13 protein-coding genes are annotated in these 17,089 nt (G+C 42.7%); 5 read left to right on the plus strand and 8 right to left on the minus strand.

What is annotated here, in order from left to right:
• The first annotated feature begins 95 nt into the window (after positions 1–95).
• A complete protein-coding gene (locus tag BUC10_RS03425) occupies positions 96–1,208 on the plus strand; it encodes a DUF2911 domain-containing protein (RefSeq protein WP_073176483.1) in 1,113 nt (370 codons plus the stop codon).
• A gap of 55 nt (positions 1,209–1,263) precedes the next feature.
• Here the strand turns inward: BUC10_RS03425 and recG are convergent, their stop codons facing one another.
• On the minus strand, positions 1,264–3,369 hold the full coding sequence (recG, locus tag BUC10_RS03430) for an ATP-dependent DNA helicase RecG (RefSeq protein WP_073176484.1): 2,106 nt from the start codon (positions 3,367–3,369) through the stop codon (positions 1,264–1,266).
• A gap of 46 nt (positions 3,370–3,415) precedes the next feature.
• Here recG and BUC10_RS03435 point away from each other — a divergent pair, with 46 nt between their 5' ends.
• Positions 3,416–5,593: a M1 family metallopeptidase gene (locus tag BUC10_RS03435; protein WP_073177122.1), complete on the plus strand. Its 2,178-nt coding sequence runs from the start codon at positions 3,416–3,418 to the stop codon at positions 5,591–5,593.
• Positions 5,590–6,504 carry a patatin-like phospholipase family protein gene (locus BUC10_RS03440; RefSeq protein WP_073176485.1) on the plus strand — a complete coding sequence of 305 codons (915 nt, stop codon included), beginning with the start codon at positions 5,590–5,592 and terminating at the stop codon, positions 6,502–6,504. The genes BUC10_RS03435 and BUC10_RS03440 overlap by 4 nt, the downstream gene beginning before the upstream one ends.
• A 3-nt stretch (positions 6,505–6,507) precedes the next feature.
• On the opposite strand, the gene BUC10_RS03445 is transcribed toward BUC10_RS03440, so the two are convergent.
• The 5 genes from BUC10_RS03445 to BUC10_RS03465 form a co-directional block, all read right to left on the minus strand.
• The gene (locus tag BUC10_RS03445; protein WP_073177125.1) at positions 6,508–7,026 is read right to left on the minus strand and encodes a DUF7935 family protein; all 519 of its coding nucleotides are present in this window, start codon (positions 7,024–7,026) and stop codon (positions 6,508–6,510) included.
• 88 nt (positions 7,027–7,114) lie between these two features.
• Positions 7,115–7,888, minus strand: coding sequence for a hypothetical protein (locus BUC10_RS03450; RefSeq protein WP_073176486.1), 774 nt, complete (start codon positions 7,886–7,888; stop codon positions 7,115–7,117).
• A gap of 32 nt (positions 7,889–7,920) precedes the next feature.
• Positions 7,921–9,495, minus strand: coding sequence for an FMN-binding glutamate synthase family protein (locus BUC10_RS03455; RefSeq protein WP_073176487.1), 1,575 nt, complete (start codon positions 9,493–9,495; stop codon positions 7,921–7,923).
• A 2-nt stretch (positions 9,496–9,497) separates the two neighbouring features.
• On the minus strand, positions 9,498–10,769 hold the full coding sequence (locus tag BUC10_RS03460; protein ID WP_073176488.1) for an amidohydrolase: 1,272 nt from the start codon (positions 10,767–10,769) through the stop codon (positions 9,498–9,500).
• Between the two features lie 10 nt (positions 10,770–10,779).
• Positions 10,780–11,319 carry a DsrE family protein gene (locus BUC10_RS03465; protein WP_073176489.1) on the minus strand — a complete coding sequence of 180 codons (540 nt, stop codon included), beginning with the start codon at positions 11,317–11,319 and terminating at the stop codon, positions 10,780–10,782.
• A 136-nt stretch (positions 11,320–11,455) separates the two neighbouring features.
• Here BUC10_RS03465 and BUC10_RS03470 point away from each other — a divergent pair, with 136 nt between their 5' ends.
• Positions 11,456–13,780, plus strand: coding sequence for an ATP-dependent helicase (locus tag BUC10_RS03470; protein ID WP_073176490.1), 2,325 nt, complete (start codon positions 11,456–11,458; stop codon positions 13,778–13,780).
• 168 nt (positions 13,781–13,948) lie between these two features.
• Here BUC10_RS03470 and BUC10_RS03475 read toward each other — a convergent pair whose 3' ends face one another.
• Positions 13,949–15,292, minus strand: coding sequence for a hypothetical protein (locus tag BUC10_RS03475; RefSeq protein ID WP_131819037.1), 1,344 nt, complete (start codon positions 15,290–15,292; stop codon positions 13,949–13,951).
• 209 nt (positions 15,293–15,501) lie between these two features.
• On the opposite strand from BUC10_RS03475, the gene BUC10_RS03480 reads away from it, so the two are divergent.
• The gene (locus BUC10_RS03480) at positions 15,502–16,122 is read left to right on the plus strand and encodes an L-threonylcarbamoyladenylate synthase (RefSeq protein WP_073176492.1); all 621 of its coding nucleotides are present in this window, start codon (positions 15,502–15,504) and stop codon (positions 16,120–16,122) included.
• A 51-nt stretch (positions 16,123–16,173) separates the two neighbouring features.
• On the opposite strand, the gene BUC10_RS03485 is transcribed toward BUC10_RS03480, so the two are convergent.
• A complete protein-coding gene (locus BUC10_RS03485; RefSeq protein ID WP_073176493.1) occupies positions 16,174–17,046 on the minus strand; it encodes an OmpA/MotB family protein in 873 nt (290 codons plus the stop codon).
• Positions 17,047–17,089 lie beyond the last annotated feature (43 nt).

Below are 17,089 nucleotides of genomic sequence, written 5' to 3' on the forward strand. Positions count from 1 at the left end.
TTTTAACATTGCTGTAACGCTATGGAAACACTGAGCTTTCTACTTTAGGGACTCAACCTAAAAGTTTATTCATTAACAACATCAAAGACGAACAAATGAAAAAAAGTTACTCGGCCATTTCGGCCATGATTCTCATCGCATTTTTATGTATTTCCTCAAGTGGTTATGCACAGCTTACTTTCCTACCACGCGGTAGTCAGATGGCCAAAGTTTCACAACGAATTGGAAATACCGATGTTACCATTGTTTACTCTAGACCCAGCGTCAATGACAGGGAAATATGGGGAGCCCTAGTGCCTTACGGCATGAACAATTTAGGATTTGGAACTGCAGCCGAATCGCCATGGAGGGCAGGTGCGAATGAAAACACCATCTTTAAAACCTCCCATGACCTTACCATTGGTGGAAAAACACTTCCGGCCGGAAAGTATGGCCTGCATATGGTGGTAAATGAAGATAATACAGCTACCGTGATTTTCTCCAAAAACCATACAGCTTGGGGCAGCTACTTCTATGAGCCTAGCGAAGATGTAATCAAAGTTGATGTGGAGGCCAAGGAGGTTCCCCACGTAGAGCAATTGACTTACATGTTCACCGATGTAGATGCCAATTCAGCTGTTGCATCCTTAAATTGGGAGAAAAAGCAAATACCGTTTAAAGTAGAAACGGATGTGACCAACAATGTACTGGCAGAAATAAGAAATCAATTGCAGACCACCCCAGGTTTCAACAGACAAAGTTGGGAACAGGCGGCTAATTTTGCACAGAACAATGGAGGTGATTTGGATGAGGCTCTTGGCTGGGTGGATGCCGCTATAGCAGGGCAGTTCTTCAGTCAGAAAAACTTTAACAATTTAAGTATCAAGTCGCAGATTCTGGCGAAGCAAGGCAAGGAAGCAGAGGCCAAAGCTTTGATGGAAGAAGCAATGCCACTAGGGACCGTATTCCAAGTACATGGTTATGGGCGTCAGCTCATCGGTCAGGGCAAAACCCAGGAAGCACTTGAAGTATTTAAGTGGAATGCCAAAAACCACAAAGGAACATGGCCAGTACACTATGGCTTGGCAAGAGGTTATTCTGCGGTGGGTGATAACAAGTCTACAGTAAAGCATCTTAAGCTTGCATTGGAAAATGCTCCGGCCCAAGCCAACCGCGATAGGGTTCAGGCTAATTTGGACAAGGCCGAAAAAGGAGAGGGGATTAACTAAACCATTATACTTAGGGATTAATTTAATGTTGGATGCCCGGCTTTTGCCGGGCATTTTAACTTATATACCCCCATATTTCCCTTCCCATGGCTATAGAGTTGTAAGCATTACGGATTGGGGCGTTTTCAGGTTTTTCCAATCTGGGGTCATCCTTTAAGAGCTGAATGGCATGGTATCTTGCTGTCTGCAAAATCTGGTTGTCCTTTACGATATCAGCAATTTTAAGATTCAGAAGCCCACTTTGTTGGGTCCCCATTAAATCCCCTGGACCTCTTAGTTTAAGGTCCACCTCGGCAATCTCAAAACCATCATTTGTCCTTGTCATGGTTTGCAATCTTGTTTTGGAATCTTCGGACAGTTTATTTCCTGTCATTAGAATACAAAAACTTTGCTCCGCTCCACGACCCACACGACCTCGAAGCTGATGCAGCTGCGATAACCCAAAACGCTCAGCACTTTCTATGATCATCACCGATGCATTGGGCACGTTCACGCCAACTTCGATTACCGTAGTGGCTACCATGATTTGCGTTTCTCCTTTAACAAAACGCTCCATTTCATAGTCCTTGTCAGCTGGTTTCATTTTTCCGTGGACAATGGAAACCTGATATTCGGGCATTGGAAAATCACGTGTTATGCTTTCATATCCATCCATCAAATCCTTATAATCCAAGGCCTCGGATTCTTGTATAAGAGGGTATACCATATAGATTTGTCGGCCCTTTTTAATCTCATCTTTAATGAATCGGAATACTTTTAACCGGTTGGTGTCAAAGCGATGGACGGTTTTGATAGGTTTACGACCTGGAGGCAATTCATCAATGACGGAAACGTCCAGGTCGCCATAGAGGCTCATGGCCAAGGTTCTTGGAATGGGTGTGGCGGTCATTACCAAGATATGGGGAGGGGTTTCGTTCTTATGCCATAATTTGGAACGTTGGGCCACTCCAAACCTGTGCTGTTCGTCAATTATGGCCAATCCTAAGTTTTTGAACCGAACTTTATCTTCCAGAACGGCATGGGTGCCAACCAAAATATTAAGATTACCGTTTTCTAATTGATTATGCAGTAAGGTACGTTCCGACTTTTTGGTGGATCCGGTCAACAGGGCAATCTTGATATCCATTTGACCTAAAAGCTCTTTTAGTCCGTTATAATGTTGTTGGGCCAAAATTTCGGTAGGAGCCATTATACAGGATTGATATCCATTATCAGAGGCCATAAGCATTACCATAAGGGCAACTATGGTTTTCCCCGAACCCACATCACCTTGCAGCAATCTATTCATTTGAGCATTGCTCCCCAAATCGTTTCGGATTTCCTTAATGACTTTTTTTTGGGCATTGGTCAACTCAAATGGTAAATGATCGCTAAAAAAAGCGTTGAAGTTTTCACCAACGGTTTCAAAGCTTAGGCCCTTAATTTTTTGCCTCCGAACCAGTTTTTTTGAGATTAACTGCAGCTGTACATAGAATAGCTCTTCAAACTTTAAACGGAACTGGGCCTTGGCAAGCAGTTCTTGACTTTTGGGAAAGTGGATGTTCAATAAGGCTTCACTTTTAGGCATCAAACGCAGTTCCTCCATAATAGAAGGAGAAAGGGATTCCGGAAACAATCCTTTGGATTCTATAAGCAGCTGTTGCACCATTTTACTGATGACCCGATTTGTGATTCCCTTTGCACTTAATTTTTCGGTAGAGGGATAGATGGGCTGCATTGCAATTTTCAGACCTTTTTGGTGTTCCCTAAGCAATTCCATTTCTGGATGGGCCATAGAAAAAATGCTACCGTAGCGGTTAATCCTCCCAAACACCACATAAGGCTCATTAAGTTTTAGTTGCTCTTTGATCCATTTGTGTCCTCGGAACCAAACCAATTCCATTTCTCCTGTTTCATCAACAAACCGTGCCACCAAGCGTTTGCCCCGTTTCTGTTCTACGATTTTCAGATGGACAATTTTTCCAACTATTTGAACATCCGCCCCGCTGGGATGGAGTTGGGATATCTTATAATATTGGGTTTTGTCTAAATAACGATTCGGGAATAGGTGCAATAAATCCCTAAATGTTTCCAATCCCAATTCAACCTTTAGGGTATCGGCCCTGTTAGGGCCAATTCCTTTAAGATAGGGGAGGGGAGTTTGTAGAAAATTGGGATTCATCAAACTAAAATATGTAATTTGGAAAGACTTTTGTGATACCTCAGCTATGAAGCTTTCCGTGGCCCTATTTTTTTTACTGCTATGTCAGGTGGTCTTGTCCCAAATTCAGGACAAGATTGATTTTATATCTGCAAAGGTTACGGTTCAGCCAAACCCCCTTTCTAAATCCATAAAAGGAACAGTAACTTATGATTTTGTGGCGCTTAGGGATACCGAATCTGTTTTTTTGGATGCGATAGACATGGAGTTCTCCAATGTGATCTTGGACTCCAAAAAGGTTAAATACTCCAATGATGGCAAAAGAATCACTATAAAAAAAAGACTGAAGAAAGGAAGGGCGTACACCCTTCTTTTGGACTATACCTCTCAGCCGCGGCAAACAGTCTATTATTCTAGATGGCAATTTCCTGATTCGCTGATGCAAAAGAGAGAAGGAACGGGGTCGAAGGCAATCTACTCCAAACTGCAGCAGTACATGGATTCCAGAATGCTATATCTACTGAATAAGGGAGAAGGGCAGATTTGGACCCAAGGCCAGGGAAAATATACCAGTCACTGGCTTCCCAGTTTTGATGATATGACAGAAAAAGTTGAGTTTGATCTTTCCATCATCTTCAATTCTGGATATGAGGTTTTTGCCAATGGGATTTTAAAAGATAAAATTACCAAGGGCGGACAGACGACATGGCATTTTGATATGAAGAATCCAATGAGCAGCTATTTGGTGGCCTTCGTTGTTGGAAATTTTAAACAGAAGACCGTAAAGTCGTCTTCCGGAGTTGAAATAGGATTATATTTTGAGCCAAAGGACAGTTTGAAGGTTGAGCCTACCTACCGATATACCAAACAGGTTTTTGATTTTTTGGAAAAAGAGATTGGAGTACCCTATCCGTGGCAAAATTACAAACAGATACCGGTTCAGGATTTCCTATATGCGGGAATGGAAAATACAGGAGCAACTGTGTTCTCCAATACCTTTGTGGTAGATTCCGTTGGGTTTGTGGACAAAAACTACGTCAACGTGAATGCCCACGAAATGGCACATCAATGGTTTGGCAATTTGGTAACGGAGCAGAGCGGTGAACACCATTGGCTTCATGAAGGTTTTGCCACATTCTATGCATATCTAGCAGAAAAAGAGATTTTTGGATCGGATTACTTTTACTGGAGATTATGGGAGACCGCCAATGCCCTGTCCAATTTTTCCGGGGAAGGGAACGGTGAGGCCCTGACTAATGCCAGTGCCGGCAGTCTGACCTTTTACGAGAAAGGGGCCTGGGCTTTGTTGATGCTCAAACAAAGAGTGGGGGGTGAAGCATTTAAGGAAGGAATCAAAAATTACTTGACAAAGTTTGCCTATAAAAATGTGACCATAGCCGATTTTATGTGGGAAATGGAAAAGGCATCAGGGATGAAACTCAAGGACTTTGAAGAGCAGTGGTTGCAGGAGTCCGAGTTCCCCATGGAGATAGCCAAGAACTATCTAATGGAAAACAATGCATCCATAAAGCGGTTTTATGGAATGAAAAACCAGATAGAAAACCGGCCTGGGGCAGCTGAAGAAATTTTGAAAGCTGAATGGGAAGGTTTTAAATCCATAGCACTTAAGAAGCAATTGCTTTTGGAGTATGCCGGCGGATTATCGCCAAGCTTTTTACAAAAACTTTTGAAAGAAGAGGGCTTGAAAGTTAGACAGGCCATTGTTTTAGGCACTGAAAGTATCCCGTTGGAAATTAAAACCGACTTTGAAACCTTGTTAAAAGACCAAAGTTATACAACCATTGAATCTGCTTTATTCCGACTCTGGACCGATTTTCCCGATCAGCGAAAGCATTATTTGGATGTTACGAAAGATATAACCGGACTTCCGAACAAAAATGTGCATATGCTATGGTTGGCCTTGGCCTTGGTCACACCTGATTATGAAAACAATATGAAATCCAAATATTTTGAAGAGCTGAACGGGTATACGGGAATAGAACACCATTTTGAGGTCAGATTGTTGGCATTTCAGTATCTCAGAAGTATTGGGGCTTTCAACGACCAAACCCTAAAAAACCTGATAGCTGCCTGTAATCACCATGTATGGCACTTTAAAAAATCATCCCGAAAAATGCTAAAGGATTTTATGAAGGCAAAAGAGAACCTGGCTCGTGTGGAGGCTATCTATCCCACCTTAAACTTGGAGCAACAGCAATATTTGGACAAAACATTGGGAAGATGAGAGCATTGGTTATTTCCGGCGGAGGCAGCAAAGGGGCATTTGCAGGTGGTGTCGCGCAATTCCTGATTCAAGAAGCGCAACATGAGTATGATTTGTTCGTGGGAACCTCTACGGGAAGTTTGCTTATTTCCCATTTGGCGCTTAACAAGCTGGATAAGATCAAGGAAATCTATTCCTCCGTGAACCAAAAGAGTATTTTCAACAACTGCCCCTTTACAATTAAGAAGAAGCACGGCATTGAGGTCATTGCAATTAATCATTGGAATGTGGTGAAAAACTTTATTCGCGGTAAAAAAACTTTTGGGGAGAGCGAAAACTTAAAACATCTCATTCGACAATCCATTACCATTGAGGAATTTGAAGCACTCAGAAAAGGTACCAAGGATGTGGTTGTTACAGTTTCCAATCTTTCCTTGAACCAGGTAGAGTATAAATCCATAAACGATTGCACCTATGATGAATTTTGCGACTGGATTTGGATTTCATCGAACTACACTCCCTTTATGAGCTTGGCCAGACGCAATGGCTGCGAATATGCCGATGGAGGTCTGGGTACCTTGGTTCCTATAGAGGAAGCCCTAAAACGGGGAGCCACTGAAGTTGACGTAGTGGTCTTGCACACGGAAGTGAATTACTTGAATCGGATGCCCGTTCGAAACCCATTTGAATTGATTACTACCATTTTCAGCTATATGTTGGATCGGATAGAAAACCAAAATATTCGTATTGGTAAATTGGTGGCCAATCAAAAGGATGCCATCATCAACTTTTACTATACACCAACTGTATTAACTACCAATTCACTGGTGTTCAACAAAGAACGCATGACACTTTGGTGGAAAAGAGGATACCTATATGCGAAAAACAAGAACGAGGAAACCAGTCCTATAGACCCCGATCATCAGGAGTAGGGATTACCAAAGTTCCCCAACTTCCTTTTTCACAAAAGAAAGGGCCGTGGCGGAAGGGGATTGTTTGTCGATGGTCTTGTTCAAGATATCCTCCCTAAGCTTGTCAGGAGAGTCTGTCTCGCTCATCCCGGCGGAACGTATCAGTTGAATGGTTGCGTTTTTAGCTGTTTTGATAATATTCCAGCACTCATCGCTCATATAGATTTGCTGGGAAAGGTTATGCTCAAATTCCGTTTCTATTTGTTTAATGAGCAAGTTTTCATAATCGCTTTTGCTCTTTCCTTTCGGAGCTACACGTACAACAAGACTATTAATGGCGATTCGTTCAAGAAACAGAACCATACGCTCGTAGGCCTGTAAGCGGATGGGAAGGGTATCTTTTTGGGAGTCTTTGTGCAATAAAAAACGCCTGCGGCCATCTTCGTTTCGGGTGTGTAGTCTAAAAAAGTAAAAAGCCACCGCACCGGTTACTACAGCTGGCAATAGAAAAGCGAAAAGTTGAAAGATATCATCTCCGGTCATGGATAGTTTGGTTTTTGATTTTATAAAACCATAAACGTCTATAAAAGCCAAAAAGTATTGGGTTTCCCTAAGGAGTTCAAAAAGTATATCAGTTTGTTGCCTTCAAATCACTCTTGGCCTTGTCATAAAACCCTTTGTAGTCGGGTTGCAGACTTATAGAAATCCCCTCCTTAAAGTTTCCATCCTTAACTGATGTCCCAATTCTATCATTGGGGACCTGCAAGTTGTTTACCAACTCCTTGGTGACTACATTGGCTTGATCGTAAGTAACTCCAAACTCCCCGGTGATGTTCAGCCCTTCCACCTGGGCCGTTCGATTCGGACTGGCCAAAAGCACTTTCGCTACCTGGGATAACCAAAGCTTTCCTTCATCGGTCAATTCAAGACCGGTATCGGAACCGAACAACTTGTTTAGACTACTGGAGAGCACCACAGCACCATCGGCTACGTTGGCATTCGAATTTTCGCCCATAGTTTGTTTTATGCGTGTGAGCACTACAATCGAGGTAGAATCACTGGAAGCAATTTGGTCAGAAATACCACTAAGCTGTTTTTCTTTCCGTTCTAACGCTGCCAAAGTCTTGGTTACGTTTTCACTGTTCTTTTTGGAAAGTTCTGAGAAATTGCTCAGATTCTTGAGCAAAGTTGCATTGGCATCCCTTAGGCTTACATTTTCAGTCTCCAAAGCTTCGGCTTTGGCATTGGAAGAAGAAATTTCCCTTTTGGCCTTGGCCAGCTCCTGTTCGGTTTCACTAATCTGGGTTTTTAACTCGTCAATCTGTGCAAACAGTTCGCTTTTCTTTTGGGCAAATCCTGAAATGGTTATTAGAAGGCATGAACAAAGAAGTAGTCTTTTTTTCATAAGTAAGCTATTAGGTTATCTCAGCTGTAAAATTAGGATGTTTTTTCGGAAACTTTCCTACCGCCCAAATAAATACAATCATGCAAGGCTTGCATACTATCAAATGGAACTGTGGTCTTTTGGTATCCATAAACCGATTCAAGGTCGCTGCTTAAGTAGTCGTCATCCACGTTGACTTGGATGTCGTTCATGGTAAACTGACTTGGATGTTCGTAACCGGCAGCATGGGTGATTTCCAAAAACTCCTTCCTGAATGTTTTAAAATATTGGGCCAGTCGATCGGATTTCAAAGGCACATTGATGCCATTTTGAAGCCATTTGCTTTGTGTGGCTACCCCTGCGGGACATCTATTGGTATGACAAACTTGGGCTTGAATACAGCCAATGCTCATCATGGCTTCGCGTGCTACATTAATGCAATCCACTCCCATGGCAAAAGCCATTGCCGCCTTGGCGGGAAACCCGAGTTTTCCACTCCCTATAAATACAATTCGTTCCGTGAGCTTTCGGTCCTTGAAGATTTTATACACAGATGAAAACCCATAAACCCAGGGTAGGGAAACATGATCGGCAAAGCTGGGTGGAGCGGCCCCTGTTCCACCTTCACCACCATCCACTGTAATGAAATCGGGACCTTTTCCCGATTTTTGCATTAGATCTGCCAATTCCTCCCATTGGTCAAGTTTTCCAATAGCACCTTTGATACCAACTGGAAGTCCGGTTTCATCCGCAATCGATTCTATGAGTTCTACCAGTTCGGGGATAGAATTGAAAGCTTTGTGCGTAGCTGGTGATAATACATCCTTGCCAACCTCGACTCCTCTGATTTTGGCTATTTCCGGGCTAATCTTTGCCCCGGGAAGTACACCGCCTTTTCCAGGTTTGGCCCCTTGGGAAAGTTTGATTTCAATGGCCTTGATGCATGGATTTTCATCCACCAGAATTTTCATCTTTTCCATGGAAAAAGTGCCTTCTCTTGATCGCACCCCGAAATATCCCGTACCGAAATGAAAAATTACATCCCCACCTTGTTTATGATAGGGGGAGAGCCCACCTTCTCCCGTATTGTGGTAGGCCTGACTCTTATCCACACCTTTGTTCATAGATGCTATCGCCTTGGCGGATAAGGAGCCAAAACTCATGGCGGAAACGTTGATGATTGAAGCCGGACGATACGGTTTTTTTCGCTGGTTGAACCCTCCAATTACCTTGGCACAGGGTAAAAAATAAGGATCTGTCCGATTAACATGATTTTTGGGTGTTTGGTAACCGATCATGGCATTTTTAACAAAAATGTGCTGATGCGAATAAATATCACGATCGGTACCAAATCCCTCGTAGTTGTTTTCCTTTTTTGCAGAGGCGTAAATCCATCCGCGCTCAATACGATTAAAGGGGAGTTCCTCCCTGTTATTGGCCACAAAGTATTGCCGCATCTCGGGTCCGATGCTCTCCAACCAATATCGTAAATGGCCAATTACTGGAAAATTGTGACTTATGGTATGGGCTTTTTGGAAGAAGATATCCCTAAGTGCCACAATAAGCAGAAATATCAAAATCCAGACCCACCATGGAACATGCGCCAAAAAATCCATAAGACCGTCCATTTTTACATGTTCAAATAATCCAAAGCCAATTGGGTCATGGTTTTTACACCCAACAAAAGACCACTATCATCAATCTTGAAATCTGGCGTGTGATGCGGATAAGATTCTGTGTTACCGGGTGTCATTCCCCCAAGGAAGAAGTAAAACCCTGGTACTTTTTCTTGGAAATAGCTAAAGTCCTCAGCTCCCGTAATAGCCTTATGTATACTTACATTTTCCTTACCAGCAACTTGTTCAAGTGTAGGGGCCATTTGGGCCGTTAGGTTCAAATCATTATAAGTTATTGCGGTTGAGGTTTGAATGTCAATGGTAGCCTCGCCCCCATATACCTTGGCAATAGCGGGCACCATTTCCTCCATCCTCTTGTTGATGAATTTTTGCATATCGTAATCCAAAGTTCTGATGGTTCCAATCATTTCAGCACTTTCTGGAATGATGTTGGAACGTACTCCACTGGTTATTTTACCCACGGAAATTACTGCCGCTTCATTAATGAGTTCGGTTTCCCTACTAATTATGGTTTGGAGGCCATCAATGATTTTTGCACTGATCAGAATAGGATCAACACCTCCCCAAGGTTGTGAACCATGGGTTTGCTTCCCCTTTACATTGACCACAAAACGTTGCGCGGACGCCATACTGCCTCCGGGCTTGTACTTTACTTGTCCAACAGGTGTTTGGGAATTGATGTGCAAGCCAAAAATAGCATCCACATTAGGATTCTGAAGTACACCTTCTTTCACCATAAGTGCAGCACCACCTTCTTCGCCAGGAGGCGGACCTTCTTCTGCAGGTTGAAATATGAACTTAACTGTTCCCTTTATTTTGTCCTTGTTCTTGGACAGAACTTCTGCAACACCCATCAAAATGGCAGTATGGGTGTCATGTCCACAGGCGTGCATAACACCAACCTTTTTCCCCAAAAACTCAGAGGTTACGGTCGACTTAAAGGATAGGTCATTACGCTCCGTAACTGGAAGCGCATCTATGTCTGCTCTAAGGGCAACCACTTTTCCATCTTGGTTACCTTTCAATAAACCAACCACTCCTGTCTTGGCTACTCCGGTTTGCACTTCAATCCCCAGGGATTGTAGGTGTTTGGCAATTTTCTCTGCAGTTTTAAACTCTCTATTGCTCAATTCAGGATTCTGATGGATATCCCTTCGCCATTCAATTACCTTGTCTTCAACGGCCAAATAATCTTTTTCCATTGGACCTTGCGCCCAAAGGGTAACGCCCGAAAAAAGAAGGGCCAGTATTAAAAATTTCTGCATAGTCTCTATTTTAGAATTTTATTAGTTGATAACCTTCACTTTGCAAATGTACCAGGGCCGTCATGGCTGAAAGGGATAATTGCACCCCTGGAATGAACTCTTCCCTTGAAATACCACGATAATTGGCTGATTGGCCACAAATAATTATGGGCACATCGAGTTCTAAAAGGGAATTTACCAAAGCCAGATTGGGGTTGTCCGTACCGAATTTTTCCTGATAGGCCGCATTGGAAATAATATCCTTGGTAGCTCCTCCATGCATCACCAAAGCCACTTTGAGCTGCGAAGCCGGCACACCGCTTTGAGCGTGCATGTTCAAAAAACGAGCGGCAGTTTCGATAAGCGCATTCCTTTTTTCATGTTCATCCCATGACCCGGTAACATCTATTACCGCCTTATATTCCCTTTCCTTCTCAACTTTGAAATCCGGATTTTCGATACGATACACTTTTCCAAAATCGGTAACCACGGGTCCAGCTTTGGTAGTTTGTGCACTTAGGGAAAAACAAAAAAGAAAAAAAAGTGGAAAAGCAATACGGTTGGAATTCATTCCATTTTCAAATTAGTCTTTAAATATATCAAATTCACAGGAAAGTGGTTTGGTGTTTATAAGTATTCTGACAAGGATTTTAGCGTGAAACCTTTATTGGCTATTTTCACCTTTACTTTTTAAATCCCTGAATGGTTTGAGCAGTTTTTTGGACGAATTGAATGATGCACAGCGGGCACCTGTATTGCACAAGGATGGCCCATTGATGGTAATTGCCGGAGCTGGGTCTGGTAAAACCCGGGTGCTTACCTATCGGATAGCGCATCTGATGGAACAAGGAGTGGATTCATTCAACATCCTGGCCTTGACGTTTACCAACAAAGCCGCCAGGGAGATGAAAAAGCGTATTGCCACCATAGTTGGGAACTCTGAGGCCAAAAACTTGTGGATGGGGACTTTTCATTCCGTTTTTGCAAAGCTGTTGCGTTTTGACGGCGACAAATTGGGATACCCTAGCAACTTTACCATCTATGACACTCAGGATTCTCAGCGGCTGATTGCTTCCATCATCAAGGAAATGGGATTGGACAAGGATATTTACAAGTACAAACAGATTCAGAATCGCATATCCTCCTATAAAAACAGTCTGATTACCGTAAAAGCCTATTTTCAAAATCCGGAACTCGTTGAGGCTGATGCCATGGCCAAACGACCCAGATTGGGGGAGATCTATCAAAACTATGTAGATCGGTGTTTCAAGGCCGGGGCGATGGATTTTGATGACCTACTGCTTCGGACCAACGAGTTGCTGACCCGTTTTCCTGAGGTGTTGATGAAGTATCAGGATAGATTTAGGTATATTCTGGTAGATGAGTACCAGGATACAAATCATTCCCAGTACCTTATCGTAAAAGCGTTATCTGACAGGTACCAAAACATTTGTGTTGTTGGGGATGATGCGCAAAGTATCTATTCATTTCGTGGAGCGAACATTAGCAATATCCTAAACTTTCAAAAAGACTATGATGGTGTTGCGGTTTACCGGTTAGAGCAGAATTACCGCTCCACCAAGAACATCGTTAACGCGGCCAACTCCATCATTGCAAAAAATAAGAACCAACTGGAAAAGGTGGTTTGGACCTCCAACGATGAAGGGAACAAAATCAAGATACATCGGAGTCCTACCGATGCTGAGGAAGGTAGATATGTGGCCGCATCCATATTTGAACACAAAATGCAGCATCAGTTGCCCAATGGCGAGTTTTCGGTATTGTACAGAACCAATTCCCAGTCTAGGGCCATTGAGGATGCCCTTAGAAAAAAGGATATTCCTTATAGGATTTACGGTGGGCTTTCTTTTTATCAACGAAAGGAAATCAAGGATGTTCTAGCTTACCTGAGGTTGATTCTAAATCCAAAGGATGAGGAGGCACTGAAGCGAGTAATCAATTTTCCAGCTCGGGGGATTGGCCAAACTACTGTGGATAAGCTCACGGTTTCCGCCAACCAATACGATCGATCCATTTTTGAGGTCATGGAACATTTGGAGAAGTTGAACCTTAACATCAATGCTGGCACCAAACGCAAGCTGGGTGACTTCGTTACCATGGTCAAAAGTTTTCAGATTATGAACGAAAGTGCCGATGCCTTTACCTTGGCCGAGCACGTGGCAAAAAAAACTGGGCTGTTGTTGGAGTTCAAAAAGGATGGTACTCCAGAAGGAATTGCCAGGATGGAGAATATTGAAGAACTTTTGAATGGAATCAAAGATTTCGTGGAAGGGCAGAAAGAGTTGGCGGATGCAACCGGTGGCCTTTCCGAATTTCTGGAAGATGTTGCCTTGGCCACTGATATGGATAAGGATACCGGCGACGATGACCGTGTGGCCCTTATGACCATTCATTTGGCGAAAGGACTTGAATTTCCCTATGTCTACATTGTAGGAATGGAGGAGGATTTGTTTCCATCGGCCATGAGCATGAACACACGAAGTGAACTCGAAGAAGAGCGACGATTGTTCTATGTGGCCCTAACACGTGCAGAAAAACAGGCTTATCTTACCTATACTCAAAATCGCTACCGATGGGGTAAACTTATAGATGCTGAGCCCAGTAGATTCTTGGAGGAGATTGAAGAACAATATGTTGAAAACCTTACTCCTGTGAATGATGGATATCGTTATAAATCCATGATAGATGCCAACATTTTTGGTGAGATAGATAAAAGCAAGCTACGTCAGATAAAACCAAAAAATGGAACGCCACCCAGTACCCTTAGGCCCAATGAGAACCAATTACGCAAACTTAGAAAGCTAAAACCTGAACTTTCCGCGCCAAACACGAATGCCATTGATTCCAATCTCATTGAGGGATGTTTGGTGAACCACACCCGATTTGGGAAGGGTAAGGTGTTGAAAATTGAGGGGATGGGCAATGATAAAAAGGCCGAAATACAGTTTGAGCGTGGAGATATCAAAAAGCTACTGCTTCGCTTCGCAAAATTGGAAGTCTTGGAAAGCTAGGATACTTTGAAAATCGTTTCTCCAATAAAACTCCACCTCTTGTGGTATTCATTGCACAAAATATAGGTCTTATCCTATTGATTTGTGCCAAAGCCAAAATGACAGCACTATACGATGTTGGATTTTAAAACTATCATACGGTTGAAGTCCCTTTTTTTCCGCACTTTTTTACAATTTTGCAAGACTTTGGTTTTCCCTATAACCACATAAGATTTGTTGGGTGTATTCCACTATGGGATTAGGAACATCATAATTAAGAGCATAGACCTTGTAATAAGTTTGTTGAACTCCGGTTCCCGATTTGCAATCTATTTCTTCTTTGTTGGAAACCTGATGCGCTTGAACGGGCTCCGTGAAGATCAGTTTGTCGTTCGAGATTAATAAATTTTCCATGCTTTTGGACCATACTATATTTTTTTTAACCAAATCGTACAGTAAAACCTTGTTATCCAGTCCTTTTTGGGAAAAGAATAGTAAATCACCCTTTTTTCCAATTAGACTGATTGTCCCCGCCAATTCGATATGAATTAAGTCCGCCCCATAAATACCGACTTGGATTTGGGAAACATTTTCTTCTTTTTCATGCTTTACGGATACATTGATTCGATCGTCAAAGGAATGTGTGCTATGGTTGCCATCCAGGGCCTTGATGGGCAGCTCGGAACCGTTGATGAAATTATAGTTGTTCTTGGGGTTAAAATCGTTTGCATTAAGTTGATATTTTAAAGTAAAGCCACCTTCATGGAACCTGTTCCCAGTGCTGTCTCCCTTCAGTTCCAAAGGTCGATAAACCACAGTCGGATACCAAAATTCAGGTTTTAGGATAAGAGAACCGTCCTTTTCAATACTGAAATCCGCAGATAGGCGCGCATCGGCATCAATAGGGTGGGCAGAAATCATAGAGTATTGCCGATCTGGAAAAATAGGTGCTTCACTAAGGCCATTGGGAGTTATGTTTAAGGCATCCAAACGATAAAAGTCATGGCCTTCCTGAGTCTTACCCTTTCCATGGATTACGTAAGAGTGTTTGCTTTTTGAATCCTGGATGGTATGAGCTTCATGATAAATGATGGGTTCCCCATACAAGGAGGAAGGGATTATTTTATGACCCTTTGTGTACAGCGCAATATTTTTGAGTTTATTGGTTCCGACTTCCCCCATAGCATCCCAAGAGAAGACGGCCAGTCGCCGGTCTTCTGAAAGGATGAATCCAAATTCATGTGCCTTGTAGATGTAAGACTCCGCCACCTCTGCTAGAAGGCGTTGGTTTTTTATACTTTCAATAGTTTTTCGTATTTGCTCATTGACAGAGGTCAATAGTGGTTTGGACTCCGATGGCGCTGGATCAATTTGAGCGAGTTGCACAAACAATTGATCTAGATGTTCCACCAATTCCCTACCATTTGAAAAATGCAAATACTTTCTTTGCATTTTAGTTTCTGCAGTATCACAGCTGGCAACGCTCAAGAGCAGATACAGTACCAAAATGACCCGACCGATTTTTGTATTCATGAATCCATGTTTGATGGTAGACGTAGTTTGCATGTAAAGTTGCCTTATTCTTGACGCTCTTTATTAGACAAATGGACGGATGGCCCATATGAATTGATCAATGGGCCGATTGGGCCAACGGATGGTGTATTTAAAACCAGAATCTTGTCAAGGCCACCAGATGGTTTGCAAAAGATTCTCACTACCTTGTAGTAAAATGAGACTGCGTTATGGCCGAATTGATAAAGCTATTTGAAGAGAACCCCAATCCAAGGCAGGTAGAGCGGGTAGGGGATGTTTTGAGGAAGGGAGGCTTGGTCATTTATCCTACCGATACCGTATATGGTCTTGGCTGTGACATTACCAATTCAAAGGCATTACAGCGAATCGCCCGTATTAAGGGGGTGAAGCTGGAAAAGGCAAATTGGTCCTTTGTATGCGCCGACCTTAGCAACCTGTCGGATTTTGTGCGTCAGATTGATTCCACAACCTTTAAGATTTTAAAGCGAGCTCTGCCAGGACCGTACACTTTTATTCTTCCAGGAAACAACAATTTACCTAAGGATTTTAAGAAAAAGAAAACCGTTGGAATACGTGTTCCGGACAATGCAATTGCGAATGCCCTGGTACAGGAACTTGGAAACCCTATTGTCTCGACCTCTATTCATGATGAGGACGACCTTTTGGAATACACGACAGATCCAGAACTGATTTACGAAAAGTGGCAGGATCTTGTAGATATTGTAGTCGACGGGGGATACGGGGGCAATATAGCCTCAACGGTGGTGGATTTATCCACTGGATACCCCGAAGTTATTAGGGAAGGTAAGGGGACTTTGGATATCTTCTAAAACAGAAAAAGCGACCCAAAGGGTCGCTTTTTCTTATGTTATCACTGTGGATTAGTTTCCAGAGCCTCCAATTGCAGGATCTTTCATGCCTTCCTCGATCATGCTATAGAATTGATCGATTTTTGGAAGTACCACAATACGTGTTCTTCTGTTCTTAGCTCTTTCAGCAGCTGAATCATTGGAAGCTAATGGTACGTAATAGCTCCTTCCGGCCGCAGTCATACGCTTGGGATCAACATCAAAGTCGTTCTGAAGTGTACGGACAATGGAAGTAGCTCGCTTGGCACTCAAATCCCAGTTGTCCACCAAAACACCGCTTGAATATGGTACGTTATCTGTATGGCCCTCTACCAAGAATTCAAAATCAGGTTTGTTGTTGACCACTTTGGCCACTTTGCCCAAAACTTGTTTTGCGGCATTGGTAATATTGTAGCTTCCGCTTCTGAACAACAATTTATCTGAAATAGAGACGAATACAACACCTTTTTCAACACTTACTTCAATGTCTTCGTCATCCAAGTTACCAAGTACACCTTTAAGGCTCTGCACCAAAGCAAGGTTTACAGAATCCCTGCGGGTAACTGCATCCTGAAGTTTTCTAATGGTAAGGTCTTTTTCACGTAAACTCTCCAAAGACTTTTCAAGGTTTTCCGCTCCTTTGGTGGTAAGGGTGGTAAGGTTACCCATATTGTTGATCAATTCTTGGTTGTTCGCTTTGAGAAAAGCGTTTTGATCTTCAAGGGTTTTTAGACGGGAAGAAGCCGTGGCTTTTTCCTCCAAGCAATCATTTAGTTTTACTGTAGCAGAATTCAACAAATCTTGGGTTTCTTTGTGTTTGGCCTCAAGATCGGCATACTTTTTTTGCGACACGCAGGAAGACAACAGAACTGCCATTGCCATTGCTCCTAGAAATACTTTTTTCATTGTATTGGGTATAAATTAAGAATTGTTAGATATTTCCTCACCG

The sequence above is a fragment of the Flagellimonas flava genome (assembly GCF_900129665.1).
GTDB classification, from domain to species: domain Bacteria; phylum Bacteroidota; class Bacteroidia; order Flavobacteriales; family Flavobacteriaceae; genus Flagellimonas; species Flagellimonas flava.